15 protein-coding genes are annotated in these 16,456 nt (G+C 53.5%); 14 read left to right on the top strand and 1 reads right to left on the bottom strand.

What is annotated here, in order from left to right; genetic code table 11:
- Nucleotides 1-12 precede the first annotated feature (12 nt).
- The 6 genes from NSU01_RS34200 to NSU01_RS34175 all read left to right on the top strand — a co-directional run bounded on the left by NSU01_RS34200 (nucleotide 13) and on the right by NSU01_RS34175 (nucleotide 7,627).
- A complete protein-coding gene (locus NSU01_RS34200) occupies nucleotides 13-1,263 on the top strand; it encodes a glycosyltransferase (RefSeq protein WP_076243612.1) in 1,251 nt (416 codons plus the stop codon).
- Between the two features lie 43 nt (nucleotides 1,264-1,306).
- Nucleotides 1,307-3,403, top strand: coding sequence for a cellulose biosynthesis cyclic di-GMP-binding regulatory protein BcsB (locus NSU01_RS34195; RefSeq protein ID WP_083705480.1), 2,097 nt, complete (start codon nucleotides 1,307-1,309; stop codon nucleotides 3,401-3,403).
- Nucleotides 3,393-4,247 (top strand): diguanylate cyclase, encoded by an 855-nt coding sequence (locus NSU01_RS34190; RefSeq protein ID WP_042140397.1) that lies wholly within the window; start codon nucleotides 3,393-3,395, stop codon nucleotides 4,245-4,247. The genes NSU01_RS34195 and NSU01_RS34190 overlap by 11 nt, the downstream gene beginning before the upstream one ends.
- 49 nt (nucleotides 4,248-4,296) lie before the next feature.
- The gene (locus NSU01_RS34185; protein WP_076243611.1) at nucleotides 4,297-5,085 is read left to right on the top strand and encodes an SDR family oxidoreductase; all 789 of its coding nucleotides are present in this window, start codon (nucleotides 4,297-4,299) and stop codon (nucleotides 5,083-5,085) included.
- Nucleotides 5,086-5,327: 242 nt separating this feature from the next.
- Nucleotides 5,328-5,576, top strand: coding sequence for a type B 50S ribosomal protein L31 (locus NSU01_RS34180; RefSeq protein WP_039304788.1), 249 nt, complete (start codon nucleotides 5,328-5,330; stop codon nucleotides 5,574-5,576).
- Between the two features lie 476 nt (nucleotides 5,577-6,052).
- Nucleotides 6,053-7,627 (top strand): diguanylate cyclase, encoded by a 1,575-nt coding sequence (locus tag NSU01_RS34175; RefSeq protein WP_076243610.1) that lies wholly within the window; start codon nucleotides 6,053-6,055, stop codon nucleotides 7,625-7,627.
- Nucleotides 7,628-7,719: 92 nt separating this feature from the next.
- Here NSU01_RS34175 and NSU01_RS34170 read toward each other — a convergent pair whose 3' ends face one another.
- Entirely contained in the window at nucleotides 7,720-8,757 is a 1,038-nt protein-coding gene (locus tag NSU01_RS34170; protein WP_076243609.1) for a copper amine oxidase N-terminal domain-containing protein, read from the bottom strand.
- Nucleotides 8,758-8,904: 147 nt separating this feature from the next.
- On the opposite strand from NSU01_RS34170, the gene NSU01_RS34165 reads away from it, so the two are divergent.
- From NSU01_RS34165 to NSU01_RS34130, 8 genes are all read left to right on the top strand, one after another.
- Nucleotides 8,905-11,475 (top strand): DUF2339 domain-containing protein, encoded by a 2,571-nt coding sequence (locus NSU01_RS34165; protein WP_076243608.1) that lies wholly within the window; start codon nucleotides 8,905-8,907, stop codon nucleotides 11,473-11,475.
- Entirely contained in the window at nucleotides 11,441-12,760 is a 1,320-nt protein-coding gene (locus tag NSU01_RS34160; protein ID WP_042140392.1) for a hypothetical protein, read from the top strand. The genes NSU01_RS34165 and NSU01_RS34160 overlap by 35 nt, the downstream gene beginning before the upstream one ends.
- A 17-nt stretch (nucleotides 12,761-12,777) precedes the next feature.
- Nucleotides 12,778-13,491 carry an HAD family hydrolase gene (locus NSU01_RS34155; protein ID WP_042140391.1) on the top strand — a complete coding sequence of 238 codons (714 nt, stop codon included), beginning with the start codon at nucleotides 12,778-12,780 and terminating at the stop codon, nucleotides 13,489-13,491.
- 30 nt (nucleotides 13,492-13,521) lie between these two features.
- On the top strand, nucleotides 13,522-14,634 hold the full coding sequence (locus NSU01_RS34150; RefSeq protein WP_042140390.1) for an MBL fold metallo-hydrolase: 1,113 nt from the start codon (nucleotides 13,522-13,524) through the stop codon (nucleotides 14,632-14,634).
- Between the two features lie 69 nt (nucleotides 14,635-14,703).
- Nucleotides 14,704-14,982 (top strand): hypothetical protein, encoded by a 279-nt coding sequence (locus NSU01_RS34145; RefSeq protein ID WP_042140389.1) that lies wholly within the window; start codon nucleotides 14,704-14,706, stop codon nucleotides 14,980-14,982.
- 280 nt (nucleotides 14,983-15,262) lie between these two features.
- Nucleotides 15,263-15,463: a cold-shock protein gene (locus NSU01_RS34140; RefSeq protein ID WP_019914790.1), complete on the top strand. Its 201-nt coding sequence runs from the start codon at nucleotides 15,263-15,265 to the stop codon at nucleotides 15,461-15,463.
- 196 nt (nucleotides 15,464-15,659) lie between these two features.
- On the top strand, nucleotides 15,660-15,890 hold the full coding sequence (locus NSU01_RS34135) for a cold-shock protein (RefSeq protein ID WP_039304815.1): 231 nt from the start codon (nucleotides 15,660-15,662) through the stop codon (nucleotides 15,888-15,890).
- 207 nt (nucleotides 15,891-16,097) lie between these two features.
- Nucleotides 16,098-16,346 carry a hypothetical protein gene (locus NSU01_RS34130; protein ID WP_042140388.1) on the top strand — a complete coding sequence of 83 codons (249 nt, stop codon included), beginning with the start codon at nucleotides 16,098-16,100 and terminating at the stop codon, nucleotides 16,344-16,346.
- The last annotated feature ends 110 nt before the right edge of the window (nucleotides 16,347-16,456 follow it).

The following is a 16,456-nucleotide window of genomic DNA, read 5'->3' as shown; positions in this document are numbered from 1 at the left end:
TAGGAGAAAAATATGACGGTCTCAGACGTGCTGATGGTCATTGCGGTGATCTGCATCTGGTCACTGCTGCTGGTGAATGTAGCGCTGATTATAGCGGGCTACCTGTACTATATTGAAACTGAAAATAAGGCAGTGCCGGAGATCAGGGGTGAGTATCCGATGGTGACGATTATGGTTCCTGCGCATAACGAGGGCGTGGTCATCAGCAAAACGGTGGAATCCCTGCTGGCGCTGGATTACCCGCATGACCGGTATGAGATCATCGTCATCAACGATAATTCCTCGGATAACAGCGCGGAGCTGCTGGGCGATATCCAGCGGAGGAACCCGCAGCGCAATCTGATCATCATTAATACGGATGCAGTTACCGGCGGCAAAGGCAAATCCAATGCGCTGAATATCGGCTTCACCCGCAGCAGGGGGGAACTCATTGCTATCTACGATGCCGACAATACACCGGAACGCACCGCTTTGCGCTATCTTGTGGCTGAGATCATGAATGACTCCACCCTGGGAGCAGTGATCGGCAAGTTCAGAACCCGCAACCGCGATGCAAGCCTGCTGACCCGGTTTATTAATATTGAGACCCTGTCGTTTCAATGGATGGCGCAGGCCGGCCGCTGGAAGCTGTTTAAGCTATGTACGATTCCGGGAACGAATTTCATTATGCGCAGGTCGATTGTAGAGAGTATCGGCGGCTGGGATGTCAAGGCAATTGCCGAGGATACGGAGATTAGCTTCCGCATTTATATGATGGGGTACCGGATCAAGTTCCAGCCGAAATCGGTCACCTGGGAGCAGGAGCCGCAGACGGTGAAGGTCTGGTTCAAGCAGCGGACACGCTGGGCGAAGGGGAATATCTATGTCATTGTGAAGAATCTTCCGCTCCTCTTCGACCGGAAGGCGGCGAAGATCCGCTTCGATATCCTGTATTATGTCTCGATCTATTTCCTGCTCCTGATCTCGCTGGTCACCTCTGATGTTCTGCTTGTCCTCCATGCGATGGGGTATGTCCATACGACCATTGCCGGACTCAGCAGCTTCCTGTGGCTGCTCGCCATTGTTCTGTTCGTGGTCGGAATCTTCGTTACGCTGACTACGGAGAAAGGCGAGATGAGCCTGTCGAACCTGTGGATCATTCTGCTGATGTATGTTTCGTACTGCCAGCTGTGGATGGTGGTCGCCGCTTACGGACTGTATAACTATCTCAAAGACGTCATTTTCAAACGGGAAGCCAAATGGTACAAAACCGAGCGCTACTGATGCGCCGGAGGAGAAGAAATAAGCGATACAGGAGATACGGAACATGATGAAAAAACAGATAATGATAGGGCTGATTTGCCTCTCCCTTTTCCTGGTTCAAATTCCTGCGGCACTGGCAGCAGCAGTGCTTCCCGGTGACGCCACGATGACTTACGAGACTTCATTTACGGGCAGCGAGATCTCTCTAACGGGGACAAGCTCCCAGCAGCAGTATTTCACAGTCATGGATTACTGGAACGTCGATGCGGTGAACATCAGGCTGCATTTTCAGGTGTCACAGATTAATGCGGAACAGCAGTCAAGTGTGACACTGTCGCTTAACGGCATTCCGTTCTACTCCTTCAGACCGTCCGCTGAGAATAACGGGGAGCAGAGCCTGAGCGTTCCGGCGCCTAAGGGCTTCCTTAAGGAAGGCAGCAACACGCTGAGTATCCAGGGGAATCTGAAGACCGATACGGAGGGTTATCAGCTCTGCAGTGTAGACAATACGCAGGACAGCTGGCTGCATCTGTTCAATACCTCCAATATATCCGTGAAGTACGCGCCTAAGGCGATTACGGGCGGGATTGCGGATTTCAGTGCCAGATTCTCGGGAATGGATACGGTGAAAAGAGGACAAAGCCTGCTGGCCGTGCCGGAGAATGCCACCGGCTCTGAACTGGAGAGCGCGACCTACGCCCTGTCGGGCTTCGCCAAAGGCAATACGCTGAACGATAAGACGATTCCGCTGCTGCCCTACCGTGAGGATACCCTGAAGGACAAGCGTGCAGTGGTGCTTGTAGCGATGTATGACCATCTTCCGGCCACCTTGAAGAATCTGGTAAGCACTACAGCTGATCTCAGCACCCATGCCGTGATCCAGCTGGTGAACAAGGATTCCTCACCGGTGCTGGTGGTTACCTCCAGGGATGAGAGCCTGCTGATCAAGGCCGGACGCTTCATAGCCAGCGGGGAGCTGCTGAGCCAGATCCGCGAAGACCTGAAGCTTGTGGATGATGCTACCGATGTAGCAGACCCGGCGCCGCCCATCAGCTCCAATGTTACGTTCACGGAGACCGGGGATAAGCTGACCGGACCGAATCATCAGGAGCAGACTTATTTCGTTTCGCTGCCGTCCAACCGCTCGATTGCGGATGACGGAAAAATCAGCCTCGATTTCCGCTATGCGGGGAATCTGGATTTTGAGCGTTCACTGGTGACGGTGAGCATCAATAATACGCCGGTCGGCAGCAAGAAGCTGACGAAGGAGCTGGCTAACGGTGATGTGCTGACTCTGGATGTGCCGCAGAGCCTGAACATCTCCGGCAATTTCTCGATCACGGTGGCGTTTGATCTGGAGATGGCGAATGCCATCTGTACCCCTAATACGGAGCAGATGCCCTGGGCCTATGTCAGCAAGGAATCGATGATGCGCCTGAACACGAAGGACCGCACAGAGCTGCTGCTGAGCAACTATCCGTACCCGTTCCTGCGCGACGGCATCTTCAACCGTGTGGCGGTCGTTCTCCCGCAGGAGATGGATGACTATGCCTATCAGAGTCTGGGCAATATCTTCAACATGCTTGGCCAATATGCCGGAGGCAACACCGGGGATGTCCATTATTACAGCGATGATGTAGCTTCGGATAATCTGAAGGACAACAATATCATTGCCATCGGTACTTATAAGAACAATAAGGTGATCCGCGACAACAACGACAAGCTTTTCTTCAAATACAACAAAGACGGCTCGACCCTGCTGTCCAATGAGAAAATAGCGATCGAGGAGCAGTACGGTGCCGGCATCGGTACGCTGCAGCTGCTGGACTCACCCTATGAGAGCGGACGGGGCCTGCTTGCGGTTACAGCGGTCAGCTCGGAGAGCTACTACCTGGTCTCGAAGCTGATTGCCAGCGAGAAAGACCGCTGGAAGGTCTACGGGGACGGTGTGGTTGCAGACAAAGACGGCCAGGTTAACGCGTACCGCTTCAAAACCCTCTCAGGCGCGGCGAAAGAATCAACAGTGGCGCAGATTATTGAGCGTTCAGATGTGCTGGGCTTTGTGGTTGCGGCTGTTCTTATGATCACGCTGGTCATTGTATCGCTGCTGCTCCTGCTCCGCAAACATATGAAGAAACGTGGTGATAAGCGTGAGACGTAACCGCAGCAGCCTAATCTCTGATCTCGGGTTTCTGGCCTTCCTGGTCCTGATGTTTGCCTGCACCGTATTCATTGCCGGCTCTCCGGATCACTATATCCAGAACATCATTATTCTGAATGTGGCCTTCCTGCTGGCGCTGGTCACGTATTTCACCACGGTAACTGCGGGACTGACGCTGAATCTGGCGTTTATCTTCGGCTACGGCTTCTTCGTGGTCTATCAAACGGTGTCCGAAGGGGCATCGATTGGCGTTAATACGTACTTCTGGCTGATTATGACTCCGCTGATTACAGTCGTCCTCTGGGTGTTCACGTCCAGCAGCCGTGAGCTGCAGGCCGAGAATGAGCGCCTGCAGAAGCGGACGGCCAATCTCGCCACGGTGGATGAGAATACGGATCTGCGCAACAGTATCTCTTTTCAGAAGGATGCCAGCCTGTTCACCGGGATATCGACACGGTATCACATTCCGCTTACACTGCTTGTCGTCAAGGTGAAATACTGGAATGAGATCCGCCGTCTGATTCCGGAAGAGCAGCTGTCCGAAGCGATCTATGATGTCTCCCAGCTCAGCCAGTCCAGTATCCGCACCAATGATGCGCTGTATCTGCTGGACAAGGAGGACGCTACCTGGGGGCTCCTGCTCTTCACAGACCGTGAAGGGGCCAAAATTGTCATTGAGCGGATCAAGCTCCGCCTGCAGGAATTGAATGATACCGAATTCTCCGGCAAGTATAAAGTGAACCTGGGGCTGAAGATTGGGGCAGTGGAGTATGAGGCGGACAAAATTGAGAATCCGCTCGATTTCATTGTTCAAGCCAAAAATCAGCTCGAATACGATGTATAATGCAGATTAGGGTTCTTGCTTCAATCCAATCTGACAGGAGGATATCATTATGGATTTGGGTCTTGGAGGAAAGTCAGTGCTCGTAGCCGCCGCCAGCAAAGGGCTGGGGCTGGCAACCGCACTGGAATATGCGCGTGAAGGCGCGCGCGTGACGATCGCGAGCCGGAGCCTGCCGCAGCTGGAGGCGGCGCGGCAGGCGATTCTGGAGGCCACGGGGCAAGAGGTTGCCGTGGCGGAGATGGATGTGACCCGCCCGGAGGATATTGAACGGGCGGTCCGGACGGCCGCCGAATATGGAGGCGGCCTCGATGTGCTTGTCACGAACGCCGGCGGGCCTCCGGGCGGCAGCTTCGGGGATATGGCCGACGCGGACTGGAGCGGCGGCTTCGAGCTTACGCTGATGAGCACGGTCCGCCTGATCCGCGAAGCGCTGCCGCATATGCGCAGCGCTGGCGGAGGGCGGATTGTCAGCATCAGCTCGGTCTCGATCAAGCAGCCGATCCAGGGGCTGATTCTCTCGAATGTGTTCCGCGCAGGGGTGAACGCGCTGAACAAGAGCCTGGCCACGGAGCTTGCGCCCGAAGGCATTCTGATCAACAGTCTGGCGCCCGGACGCATCGGTACAGACCGGATTCTACAGCTCGACGGCAAACGGGCGGAAGCGGTGGGGACTTCGCTTGAGCAGGTCCAGGCGGAGGCGCTGAAGGGGATTCCGCTCGGCAGAACGGGAACCCCGGAGGAGTTCGGTAAAGCGGCAGTATTTCTCGGTTCTTTTGCCAATACTTATATTACCGGCCAATCCCTGCTTATCGACGGCGGAATGGTGAAATCGCTCTAACGTTCATCCCTAAGCCGATTGCAGGACAACCCGGTCCGCGGTGCCTGAATGCAGGGTGACAACCCCCCTTTTTTCCGGCTCAAAAGGTTGACTCCAGGCCCGCTTTCACGTATGATAGTATGGCGTGTAAAAATCGGAAGATTTACGCATCTCCCTTCGTCTAACCGGAATTATTAAATAGACCAAGAGATGGCTTCATAATACCATAGAAGTTGTATTAGTACGGAAAGGAGGTTATTACAATGAAAGAAGGCATACACCCTAAGTTCAACCAGGTTATCTTCTTCGATGCAAGCGTAGGCTACAAATTCCTGAGCTCGTCCACCAAGTCTTCCGGTGAAACGATGGAATGGGAAGACGGCAACACTTATCCAGTGATCCGTGTAGACTCCAGCTCCGCATCCCACCCGTTCTACACAGGTAAACAAAGAGATACCGAAACTGGCGGCCGTGTTGACAAGTTCAAACAACGGTTGGCACAGAAGAAATAATGGTATTCCTACTATAGAGGATATTCCCGCATCCATGCAGATGGTGAAGGAGTATCCTCTTTGTTTTGTTTATGTACGCCTGTTTAAGCGGCCTGCGCAGGGGGTATTAATGCTTAGGTGGGAAGTGGAAGGTATCAATTAGACGTTTGGAAGGGCATGCCTGCGTGTTTTCCGAAAGGTAGTTGATTAACCCATGTACTACTTGAAAAGACGGAGAAGATCGAGATTACGCCGATTCTACTCCGGTTTAGCACCCTAGCAACTGGAATCCTGCATAACTATAAATTCGCTTCTCACCTTTTGAAGACTCTACGGGCTGCCCGTAGGGTCTTCGTGTATGTTCAGGCATCTCCATGGAACGGCGGGCGGACGCCTATACCTTGGGTACAGATAGTATTTTTGGAAGAAAGATTCATTTGTACGAAAGAGTAGGATATAATAAGGCAAAGTTATCTCAAAAATAGGAGAAATATGACATGCCGTGGATGCAGGGTTATCCTTATTATTTAGTAATGGGCAGCGTTCTAAGTCTCTACATGGGCATCGGTTCTTTCAAGCACCGCCACACACCGGGAAGATGCTATTTATGGATATTGATGCTGCTGGTCAGCCTGATATTCGCGGCTACGGCCGGAGAGATTCTGTCGGATTCCTTTCAAGCCAAGCTATGGTGGAAGAACTTGCAGCAGGGCCCGCTTTTTTTGAGTGCTATCTTTACCTATGCCGTTATTAAAGAGTATGTTTCCCGTTCCTCTGAGGGTTTGGCCAAGAGGCTTATTTTCTTTTGTATTCCGGTCGTGCTCGATGTTGTGCTGATCTTCACCGATTCCTATCATCATCTGATGCGCAGTGAGGTTGGGCTCGCAACAGTGGCAGGTGTTACCGGAATTGCAGTGAAGCCTACAGTGTTAAGCATGATCCTTATTGCATATGACCAGCTGTTCGGGTTGTATGCAGTCTATTTACTGGCGATCTCCCTCCTGAATGCTCCTGCATATTATTTCCGCCGTAATCTGATGCTGCTGCTCGGGCTGGTAATTCCGGTACTGACGGTCCTTCTGCTTCCGCTGCTCAAAATTACGATTACCGGGTTCACAGCGTTTACCTATCTTCCGCCCATCATCGTGGCGTACCTCTCCTTGTTCCGTGATCCACGGCTCTCCTTGTATCCGCTTGCCAAGAATAAAATCTTCGAGAATATGAAAGACGGCATTGTACTGACGGACCGCTATGACCATATCATTGATGTCAATGAAGCTGCGGATGCGATGCTCTCCGGGCTGCTGGAAGAGAAGGCGGACACCTGGAGGGGCCGAAGCATACATCTGCTGCTGAAGCAGTACGGGCAGATTTCGGACCATTATGCCAAGCGGTTGGAAGGCCAGTTCGAGATCGAGCCTTCCGGCAAGGACGGTGCCTGTTTCGGCGTCGCACTTATTGCCACGGAGCGGACCCGCACAGAGAACACAGGCATGCTGATGGTCTTCAGTGATCTTAGTGAGAAGAAGAGGTATGAACGCGAGCTGCTGCATCAGGCTACCGTTGATGATCTGACCGGCCTGTACAACCGCAGGCATTTCATGCGGCTGGTGCAGAATTATTCTGCGCAGCACGGGGCGGGAATGGCGCTGCTGCTGTTCGATATCGATGATTTCAAGTTAATTAATGATACATACGGACATCTGGCCGGTGATCAGGCGCTGGTAGATTTGTCCCGGAAGATTATGAAGGTGTACGAACATAACGGGATTTCCGGCCGGGTGGGGGGCGAGGAGTTCGCGGTCTGCTTCTTTGCCGGCAGCGAGGCCGAGGCCTTGAGAGAAGCGGAGAGTTTCCGCGCTTCCCTGGGCGAGCACATCGTCCTGCTGGACGGGGGGCACAGCATCCAGCTGACCGTCAGCATTGGCATCGCCTTCACTGAGCGCAGCGATGTGACCTTCGAGGATCTATACCGCGAGGCGGACGAAGCCCTGTATCAGTCCAAGGCTAAGGGCAAGAACAGAGTAACCCTCGGCCGGCAGCCTGTCGTGCGGCAGGCGGCCAAGGGTTAGCCGGGCACCCGGACATTATACAGCAAAGCCCCCGGTTTCTGCCGATGCAGAAGCCGGGGGCTTTCTATTGGAACTGTAATTATTCATATTCTTTAGGGTTGAACGGTCTCCACGACGACTTTGAGCGCGGTTCCGATTGGCGGCAGACTCCGGGTCATTACAGGGGAGTAGAAGCCCATAACCGTAGCGCCCTGCACCAGAGCAGACTGTTCTACAGCTTCTCCGCTCGCGTTCACCAGCAGAGTATCCTCCGTCAGGCGAAGCACGATCTCGCTTTGCGACAGATCGCTGAGGGCGCTGCCCTTGATACGGAGGCTGAGTGAGCCGTCTTCGGCCTTGATGATCTCTTCAAGAGTGCCTTCCGTACACAGCATATCAGCCTGAGCCTTGGTATCCTGGACCGTTATCCGGTAAGCGGGCGTCTGCGGCGGCAGGCTGCGGGTGGAGAACACTGCGTGCTCGGCCTCTACCGTCATACCGATCTGAAGATCGGCTAAGGCCAGCTTGGTACCGTCGGTCTTCTCATATACCGTATCTCCGCTGACATTCAGTACGAGCCCTGCGGTTCCGGTGCCCTTGATCTGAATGGAGGAAGTGCCGCCGGAATTCCGGATGGCGGTGATGACGCCGGTCTCAAGGACATGCTCTGCGGCTGAAGTGATCACGATATTCTTCCCCTCCACACTAACGGTCTGATGCAGTACCTCACTTACGAAGGATGCGGGGACATACATTTTGTCTGCCTTAGTCAGCGGAGCGGTTCCGAGTGAGGTGTACATTTTATTGATCACATAGCGGTCTTCGCCGCTCTTCACAGCTGTGTATATATTTCCTTTATTCAAGTCGACAGCTTTGGTTGCCGTGTTCCAGGTTATCTTGAAGCCCAGTGACTCAGCGACGGTACGCAGCGGAATCAGCGGCTCCTTGGTGCCGGAAGGCAGAAAGCCGGTCTCTGTGATGGCTGTACCGTTAATGGCAATGGCGTACGTGCTTAGTGAGGCGCCGGCTTTGTTCTGGGCAGCCTTGGTCTGGTTTGAACTGGTTGCTGCAGGGGCAGCGGAGACCACTCCGGTAGTGAGGGCCAGCGACAGCGTCAGGAGCGCTGCGCTTGTTCTGAGAGAAGTTTTCATGGGACAGCTCCTTTGGTTATGTTAGTAGGTAAGTATGTGTTATTTCTCTAACGCCGGTTGGACCCATTATGTTGCACTGGAATACCTGGGCAGATATAGTAAAATGAAAATATTAACAATTGCTGATAGCAGGCACTGGGGGGCGCTATGGAGGATTTCAGAGATCGGCTGAGGGCTGTACAGCAGCAGCAGGACGGGCTTTTGAAAGAATACCAGGCTTTGATTGAGGAATATGAGAGCAGCGATCTGGTTCATGAGAATGAAGCGCTGAAGAAGGAGAATGAAGAGAACAAGCTGATCCTCAGGGAACTGAAAATTCAGGCTTCAATATTGCGGCAGGATAACTCCGAGCTGCGGACGGCACTGACGGAGCAGATTCTGGATGAGAAGCTGGGCATTCTGCGGGTATCGCGGCAGAAGCTGCAGACCTACTTTGGCTCGCAGAATAATGCCTACCTCGACAGGCTGACTTCCTTCGAGCTGGAGACCAGGCAGCGTATTGATGTCACGTTCAGACGTGCCAAAGCTGAGCTGGGGCAAGACCAGGCGCAGATAGCCGCCATGCTGGGAGAAGTGCAAGGGAGGCTGAATGAGAGTATTCTCCTGCGCAGAAAGCGGCAGCGTGAGGTGGAGCAGTCACTGACAGGGGCGCTTGACAGCCGTATGGATGTCTTTGCCGCTGAGGGGGTCAGCGAGGAAACGCTGCTGCGCCGCCGCAAGCAGAACCGGATTGAAATGAAGATCGGTCTGAACTGGATCAACCGCCTGGGGATTCTGCTGCTGATTCTGGCAGTGGGGGCCGGGTTCAGATACAGTTATTCCACCTGGTTCAATGACTATATGAAGGGCAGCGCCTTCTTTCTGCTTGGCGCTATCATGCTGGGCGGCGGCGAGTGGCTGTTCCGCAAAGGCAGGGGAGCCTTTGCCCTGGGTCTGATCGGAGGCGGGGTATCCGTACTCTACGGCTCGGTCTTTTACAGCTATTTTTTATTGGAGATTATCGGTTTATGGGCCGGGATCGGTCTATCCGTACTGGTCACTCTATCCGCTGTGCTGTTATCGCTGCGCTATGAGTCGCGGACGATCTGTTCCATGGGGCTTGTCGGCGGTTATCTGCCGCTGTTCTCTTATATAGGGGCGTTCGGGCTGGAAGGCAGCGCAGTGTACGCGGCTATGGGGTATCTGTTCGTGCTGAACCTGCTCATTCTGCTGGTCTCCTTGCGCAAGCGCTGGGTGATTGTCAATTACATCAGCTTCCTGTTTAATATACCCTCCATGCTGCTGCTGATTAATCTGTCGGACAGCAGTGCAGCGGGCATGCTCTGCGCTATATTAACCTTTGTCATGTATCTGGGCATCACACTCTGGTACCCGTTCAAATACAAGTCGAAGCTCGCCTGGCTGGATTTCTGCCTGCTGGGCTGCAATACGGCCATCAGCTGCGCAACCTTGTATATTCTTTTCCTGGATGCAGGTCTGGGCGAGTTCAAAGGCGCGCTTGCCTTGTTCTTCTGTCTGATGTACCTGGGGCTTGGCGTTCTGCTCGAGAAGCGGATGCCGCAGGAACGGGAGAGCAGAGTGCTCTTCTACGCCACCTCTCTGACCTTTGCCGTACTGATGATCCCGTTCCAGTTAGGAGCGGCCTGGTGGTCCATCGGCTGGCTGATTGAGGGAGTGCTTCTGACGGTCTACGGCCAGCTGTACCGCTTCAAGGCAGTGGAACGCTCGGGCTGGGGGATTCTCCTGCTCTGCCTGGGGACGTTCTTCGGCATCGACGGGCTGCTGCGCGTGTCCGAGCTTAATCCTGTGGTCAACTACAGCAATCCGTATTTTGAGCTGAAATATACCTTTATTACTGCGGGGATGGCTACTGTAGCCTTGTTCTATGCAGTCCGCCATTCCCGGGAGGAGATTCTGCTCCGCAGCTCACCTGCTGAGGTGCAGGGTGTAGTCTGGTTCAAATATGCGGCGATCCTGAATTTCTATGTATATCTGGTGTATGAAGCCTTACGTCTGTACGACCGTGCAGTCCCGGAAGATATGGCACACAGTACATTCTACAAGCTGCTGCTGGCAGCCTTGCTCACGGCCGGCCTTGCCTATGTGCTGCCGAAGGTTAAGGTGCTCTATGATGCGGTGGTCGGCTACATGGTTATGCTGATGTACGGGATCACTTATGCTATATGCATCGGCATCACGCTGGGTCTGCCCAGCCTGCAAGGCGGATTGTCCGGAAGCTCCGGGGCAGATCTTCTGGTGCTGGGTCTGCTTATCCTCTTCAATCTGTTCGTGTGGTTCAGCGGCGGAAGACTGCTGCGGACAACGCTCCTGCGCGACTACAAGAATATGGAGCTGGTCCCGGTCGCTATGGGCATCTATCTGCTGGTGATGATTACTGCATTCCTGGGTGTGCAGATCCGGCTGCATGATGGCGGGCTGGCTTTCAGTCTGGTCTACCTGCTGCTCTCGGTGCTGTTCATTATATACGGCTTCCGCAAGCGGTACCTGTACATCCGCCGTTTCGGACTGGGTCTGTCACTGCTGGCAACCGGCAAGCTGCTGCTCTATGATCTGACCCTGCTGAACACGGGCAGCAAGATCATCGCTTATTTCAGCTTCGGACTCTGCCTGCTGGGGATTTCGTATCTCTATCAGCGGATATCGGCCAGAATGGAGGAAGCCTATGCGCTCGCAGAGAAAGACCAGCCGGAGAGCTAGGGCGGCAGTGCTGCTCGCGGGGCTGGGAGGATTTCTGCTGTTCACCTCCGCTTATCCGGCGGAGGGCACGGCAGCGGCAGCAGGTGGCTTGGCGGAGAAGGCTGACAGCGGGCAGTGGAAGTTCTCGCGGGCCATCGGAATTCCGGAGCCGGCCCCTTATTATGAGGTATATCTGGATGAAGGCGTGTATGGCTCGGCAGCAGAGGATTTGCGCGATCTGCGTATTACCGGCAGCGCCGGCAAGCCGGTTCCTTATTATCTGGAGAGCGGAGAGGGAACGGTAGAGGAGCGCAGCACCGCCTATTCATCGATCCTGATCCGCCACGCGGATCAAGGGCCGGACACCCTGCTGGATTACCGGATTACACCGCTTGCCGAGCATGTGGATATTCAGGGTAACAAGCTGGTGTTTGAGCTTCCGGATGAGTCTTTCCTGAAGCATGTGGAGGTGTGGGGAGGTTATGACGGGAATGCCTGGGAGCCGCTGGCCACAGGGGATTTGTACGCTACGAACGGGTTAAGTGCGGACAGCATTGAGCTGGAAGGCAGCTACAAGTTCAGCTTTTACCGGCTCGTGGTAAAGAGTAATCCGGAGAGGCTGGATTTTCCCGGCCTGACCCTGGTGGACAGTAGCCGGGAGGTGAAGATGGCCGGATTCATGAGGCAGAAGACGCCGGAGTATGAGATCCGCCAGGTGGAGAACCGCACCGAGATCGTCATCAGCAACAAGGACCGGCTGAAGATTGCCAGGCTGACACTCGGCAGCACCGGGAACTTCTCGCGGCGGTATGAGCTGTATGACAGTGACGGTATAAGGCTGCCGGTGGCGGGCAGCGGGGAGCTGTACCGGCTCGATTTCAAGGATACCCGGATTTCGCGGACGGACATCCAGCCGCTTCAGGCCTCCTCTTCGGCTGCCCTGCGGATTATAATCTATAATCTGGATGATACCCCGATATCAATTACCGGCCTGAAAATAGAATATCTGGTGGACCGCCTTGTCTTTGCAGGAGGAGAGCAGGAGCAGGGAACGTATTCGCTGATCTACGGCAATGCCCTGGCACTTGCTCCGCAGTATGATATTATTAATTTCAAAGACCAGATTGCCGGGGACAAGCGGGTTACAGCTACGCTTGGTGCAGAGAATATGATACCCGAAGCACCGTCAGAGTCTCCGGCACAAGGCGGATGGTTTCAGAGTGAATGGGGATTCAACCTTATTATTATCGCGGTCTCCCTGCTGCTTATTCTCATCGTGGCCCGTAAGCTGGGCCGGACTAAATAGGAAGGGATGCCGGATCTATGTACCAGACTTATATTTTTGACCTATACGGAACCTTAATTGATATTGAGACAGATGAAGAGCATCCGGAGGTATGGGAGCGGCTGGCGCTTCATTTCAGCTATCACGGGCTGCGCACGGCAGGGGCGGAGCTGCAGTCCCGTTTCCTTGCCGAGCGTGATCGTCAGCTTCAAGCTGCTGCACAGAAATGCCAGTTTCCCGATTTCGTCATGGAAGAGGTCTTCCGTGCCGTGGCCCGTGACTTAGGCGGGAATCCCGGGCAGGCCTGGCTGCATGAGACTGTCCGCTGGCTGCGGACCTTATCCATGAACCATATCGCGCTCTATGACGGAGTCCCGGAGATTCTCCGGACCTTGCGGTCGCACGGCAAGAAGGTCTATCTGCTCTCGAATGGCCAGAAGACCTTCATTGAGGCAGAATTAACCATGCTGAACATTCTGCATTTATTCCATGGGATAGCCATTTCCTCCGAAGCCGGCGTAAGCAAGCCGGACCCGCTATTTTACCGGTATTTAGCAGATAACTATGGTGCCGAGCTAAGTTCGGCAATTATGATCGGTAACGATCCGCGTACGGATATGGCCGGAGCGGACACGATCGGCATGGATTCGTGTTATATTCATACAGCTTCCTCTCCGGATAACGTTCCGGTGAAGAGCACGGTGCAGATCTGGGATGGGGATCTGCGCAAAATTCCGGGCTGGAGCCTGTAGAAATGAACTGGCAGAAAGAAGGTTTACCGCATGACTCTGATTATTTTAGATATTGCAGCTTCACTGGTGATACTTGTTGCAGCGGCGTATCTGCTTATGACCCTCTATCCGGCGTTTGGACGGAGGGCGGGGAAGCAGGAAAAGGCGCTGAACAGCCGCTCGCTTAATTATAGCAAGGGCAAATTCGCTTATCCGCAGACGGCTGAACTCATCGGCGAGAGAGCTGGCGGTAGCGGCCTGTCCATTCTGAAGGATTTCATTAAAGGCAATCCCCGGTCCAGACCGGCCGAGCCCCTGCAGCCGCTGCCGCTGCCGCCTGCATCCATCGGCCAAGGCCCGGGCACCCGCGTTACCTGGTTCGGCCACTCTGCGGTATTGCTGGAGATGGACGGGGTTACACTGTTCCTGGACCCTATGCTGGGTAACGCCCCGTCTCCGTTTCCGTTCATCGGCGGCCGCCGTTACAGCAAGCAGCTGCCGCTGGAGATTTCCCAGCTTCCGCAGATTGATGCGGTTGTGCTCTCCCATGATCATTATGATCATCTGGACTACGGCACCATCCGTAAGCTTAAGGATAAGGTAGGCCTGTTCATTGTGCCGCTCGGTGTCGGCGCCCATCTGCGCCGCTGGGGGGTAAGCGGAGAGAAGATCCGCGAGCATGACTGGGGAGACGAGCTTGCGTATGCAGGCCTGACCTTTACCAGCGCGCCGGCCCGGCATTTCTCCGGCCGGAGTCTGCTGGACCGCAACACCACACTGTGGTGTTCATGGATAATCCAAGGAGCGGATACGAAGCTCTTCTTCAGCGGGGACAGCGGCTACGGGCCGCATTTTGCCGAGATTGGACGCAAGTATGGCCCATTCGATCTCACGCTGATGGAATGCGGCCAATACGATCCGCGCTGGGCCGATATCCATATGCTGCCGGAACAGACGGTTGAAGCACATATAGATGTGCGGGGAGGTCTGCTTATTCCGGTTCATTGGGGGGCGTTCACCCTGTCGATGCATGACTGGACCGATCCGGTGGAGCGCATTGCAGCTGCGGCTGCAGCTAAAGGGGTACGGCTGGCTACACCAAGAATAGGGGAGACTGTAGTGGCCGGAGCTGCGGAGTATCCTGCTCTTCCCTGGTGGAGATGAGGCTGCGCGGCCGGAAGGGACTTGTGGTACAATCATTGTGCATAAATGCCAAGGAGCTGACTAACGAATATGAGTAACGAAGTGAACGAGCAGGAACTGGTGGAAGTATTGTCTGCACAGACGAAGGTGGATGCAGCCGTGATCCGGCTGGTGCTGAAGCATGAGCAGGCCTTCATCAACAAAGCCAAGGCCAATGCCAAGGGCGAGATTGATATTGATAATGATGATCTGGTCGATTATGTTACTGCGCAGCGCGATGTTAAGCTGGATGAGCTGACTGTAGAGACTATTCTCGATGCGGAAATGGACTATCTGATGGACAAGGGACTGGCCGGATATATCGACTAAACCCTGCAGCTGCCGGGTGCGCGGTGCGGTTGTTCATGGAGCACCGTGCGCCGGGTACGATATAATTCCACTTGTTTTTAAGTAATTTTAAGTAATCCTTTGCTTTTAGAGAAATAGTGTGCTACAATGAAGTCAATCATAAATTTAACCCTTAATTCACATATTGTAAAAGGTTATCATTTGTGCGTATGAATCCTTTTCCAATGTGTGAATTTTTATTTGTTCGTACAATACGTAGGAATAAAAGGACATGTGTTAAATAAAACTTGGAGGTAATATCATGCAAACAGGTACAGTAAAATGGTTCAACGCAGACAAAGGTTTCGGTTTTATCGAGGTTGAAGGCGGAAGCGACGTATTCGTACACTTCTCCGCAATCACTGGCGACGGCTTCAAATCTTTGGACGAAGGCCAACGCGTTGAGTTCAACGTAACTCAAGGCGCTCGTGGACCACAAGCCGAAAACGTTGTAAAACTGTAGTATTAAAAATAGACTGCCCTTAACACAAGTTGAGGGCAGCTTTTTTTTTGAACAGGCCAGAACAAGCTACCATCCTGCCATAACAGTCCGGTTGGGCTGGAAATATGTCTTTATTCGAAGGGTATGCTTCCGAAGCGGGCTTTGTACGAACCGATTCAGGAAGTATATGCTAACAAAGCTATTAGGAGGGGTACTTATGTATTTTCGTAAAAAAGCGCTGGAGGATCTTCCCCAAGAAGACACAGCCATTTGGTCCTGCACTAAGGAAGATTGCTCCGGGTGGATGCGCGACAACTTCGCCTTCCAATATGTCCCTACCTGCTGGCAATGCAACTCGCCGATGACCAGAAGCATGAAGATACTGCCTATGCTTGTGAATACGAATTTTGACATGAAGGCGATCAAGAAGGGCATTACCATCCGGTAATCTGCCAATTCCTGAACGCTCTGTACAGAATCAGATTATAGCAGTAACACCATAGCAGTCAGTTCCCTGTGGGGAACGGGCTATTTTTTTTGTCTTGGCAGCGGATGGGTGTCCGGGGTTGACAATAGCGGGGAATCAAGGGATATTAGAGATGAGGATGAAGAATACATAATTGGAAAATGGTCTCAATGGCAAGGAGGTTGTGGTATGGCTATGAACAAATATCTTAGGCTTCTTCTTCTGATTATGGTTATCTTGAATACAGTAAATATTAAATATCGCAATCCAGTTTTGCTTGTTGCCGTACCTGCTATAGCAATTATAATCTTTATTCTGGATATTTACCTGGAGCCCACCCGCCGGAAGGTACTGATGTACAGCATCGGCGCCGTCCTGCTGGCCTTACTGTGGATAGCCCTGGACCGGGAGTGGATCACTCCGCTAATGTTCATCTAGTCCCTTCTGCTGCAGCCCTTAAACAGCTCCTGGAACAAGGAGCACTGCTTAAGGGCTCTTTGCTGCCCTGTGCCGGGCAACTAATTTCTCTTGACAAACCCCGGGACTTT

The sequence above is a fragment of the Paenibacillus sp. FSL H8-0259 genome (assembly GCF_037963255.1).
GTDB lineage: Bacteria > Bacillota > Bacilli > Paenibacillales > Paenibacillaceae > Paenibacillus_AQ > Paenibacillus_AQ phytohabitans.
This window is presented reverse-complemented; position numbering and strand designations above follow the sequence as displayed.

What these genes read in the sequence shown, in the direction of transcription:
- NSU01_RS34200 (WP_076243612.1), top strand. Translation starts at nt 13, where the DNA reads ATGACGGTCTCAGACGTGCTGATGGTCATTGCGGTGATCTGCATCTGG.
- NSU01_RS34195 (WP_083705480.1), top strand. Translation starts at nt 1,307, where the DNA reads ATGATGAAAAAACAGATAATGATAGGGCTGATTTGCCTCTCCCTTTTC.
- NSU01_RS34185 (WP_076243611.1), top strand. Translation starts at nt 4,297, where the DNA reads ATGGATTTGGGTCTTGGAGGAAAGTCAGTGCTCGTAGCCGCCGCCAGC.
- NSU01_RS34180 (WP_039304788.1), top strand. Translation starts at nt 5,328, where the DNA reads ATGAAAGAAGGCATACACCCTAAGTTCAACCAGGTTATCTTCTTCGAT.
- NSU01_RS34175 (WP_076243610.1), top strand. Translation starts at nt 6,053, where the DNA reads ATGCCGTGGATGCAGGGTTATCCTTATTATTTAGTAATGGGCAGCGTT.
- NSU01_RS34170 (WP_076243609.1), bottom strand. Translation starts at nt 8,757, where the DNA reads ATGAAAACTTCTCTCAGAACAAGCGCAGCGCTCCTGACGCTGTCGCTG.
- NSU01_RS34165 (WP_076243608.1), top strand. Translation starts at nt 8,905, where the DNA reads ATGGAGGATTTCAGAGATCGGCTGAGGGCTGTACAGCAGCAGCAGGAC.
- NSU01_RS34160 (WP_042140392.1), top strand. Translation starts at nt 11,441, where the DNA reads ATGCGCTCGCAGAGAAAGACCAGCCGGAGAGCTAGGGCGGCAGTGCTG.
- NSU01_RS34155 (WP_042140391.1), top strand. Translation starts at nt 12,778, where the DNA reads ATGTACCAGACTTATATTTTTGACCTATACGGAACCTTAATTGATATT.
- NSU01_RS34150 (WP_042140390.1), top strand. Translation starts at nt 13,522, where the DNA reads ATGACTCTGATTATTTTAGATATTGCAGCTTCACTGGTGATACTTGTT.
- NSU01_RS34145 (WP_042140389.1), top strand. Translation starts at nt 14,704, where the DNA reads ATGAGTAACGAAGTGAACGAGCAGGAACTGGTGGAAGTATTGTCTGCA.
- NSU01_RS34140 (WP_019914790.1), top strand. Translation starts at nt 15,263, where the DNA reads ATGCAAACAGGTACAGTAAAATGGTTCAACGCAGACAAAGGTTTCGGT.
- NSU01_RS34135 (WP_039304815.1), top strand. Translation starts at nt 15,660, where the DNA reads ATGTATTTTCGTAAAAAAGCGCTGGAGGATCTTCCCCAAGAAGACACA.
- NSU01_RS34130 (WP_042140388.1), top strand. Translation starts at nt 16,098, where the DNA reads ATGGCTATGAACAAATATCTTAGGCTTCTTCTTCTGATTATGGTTATC.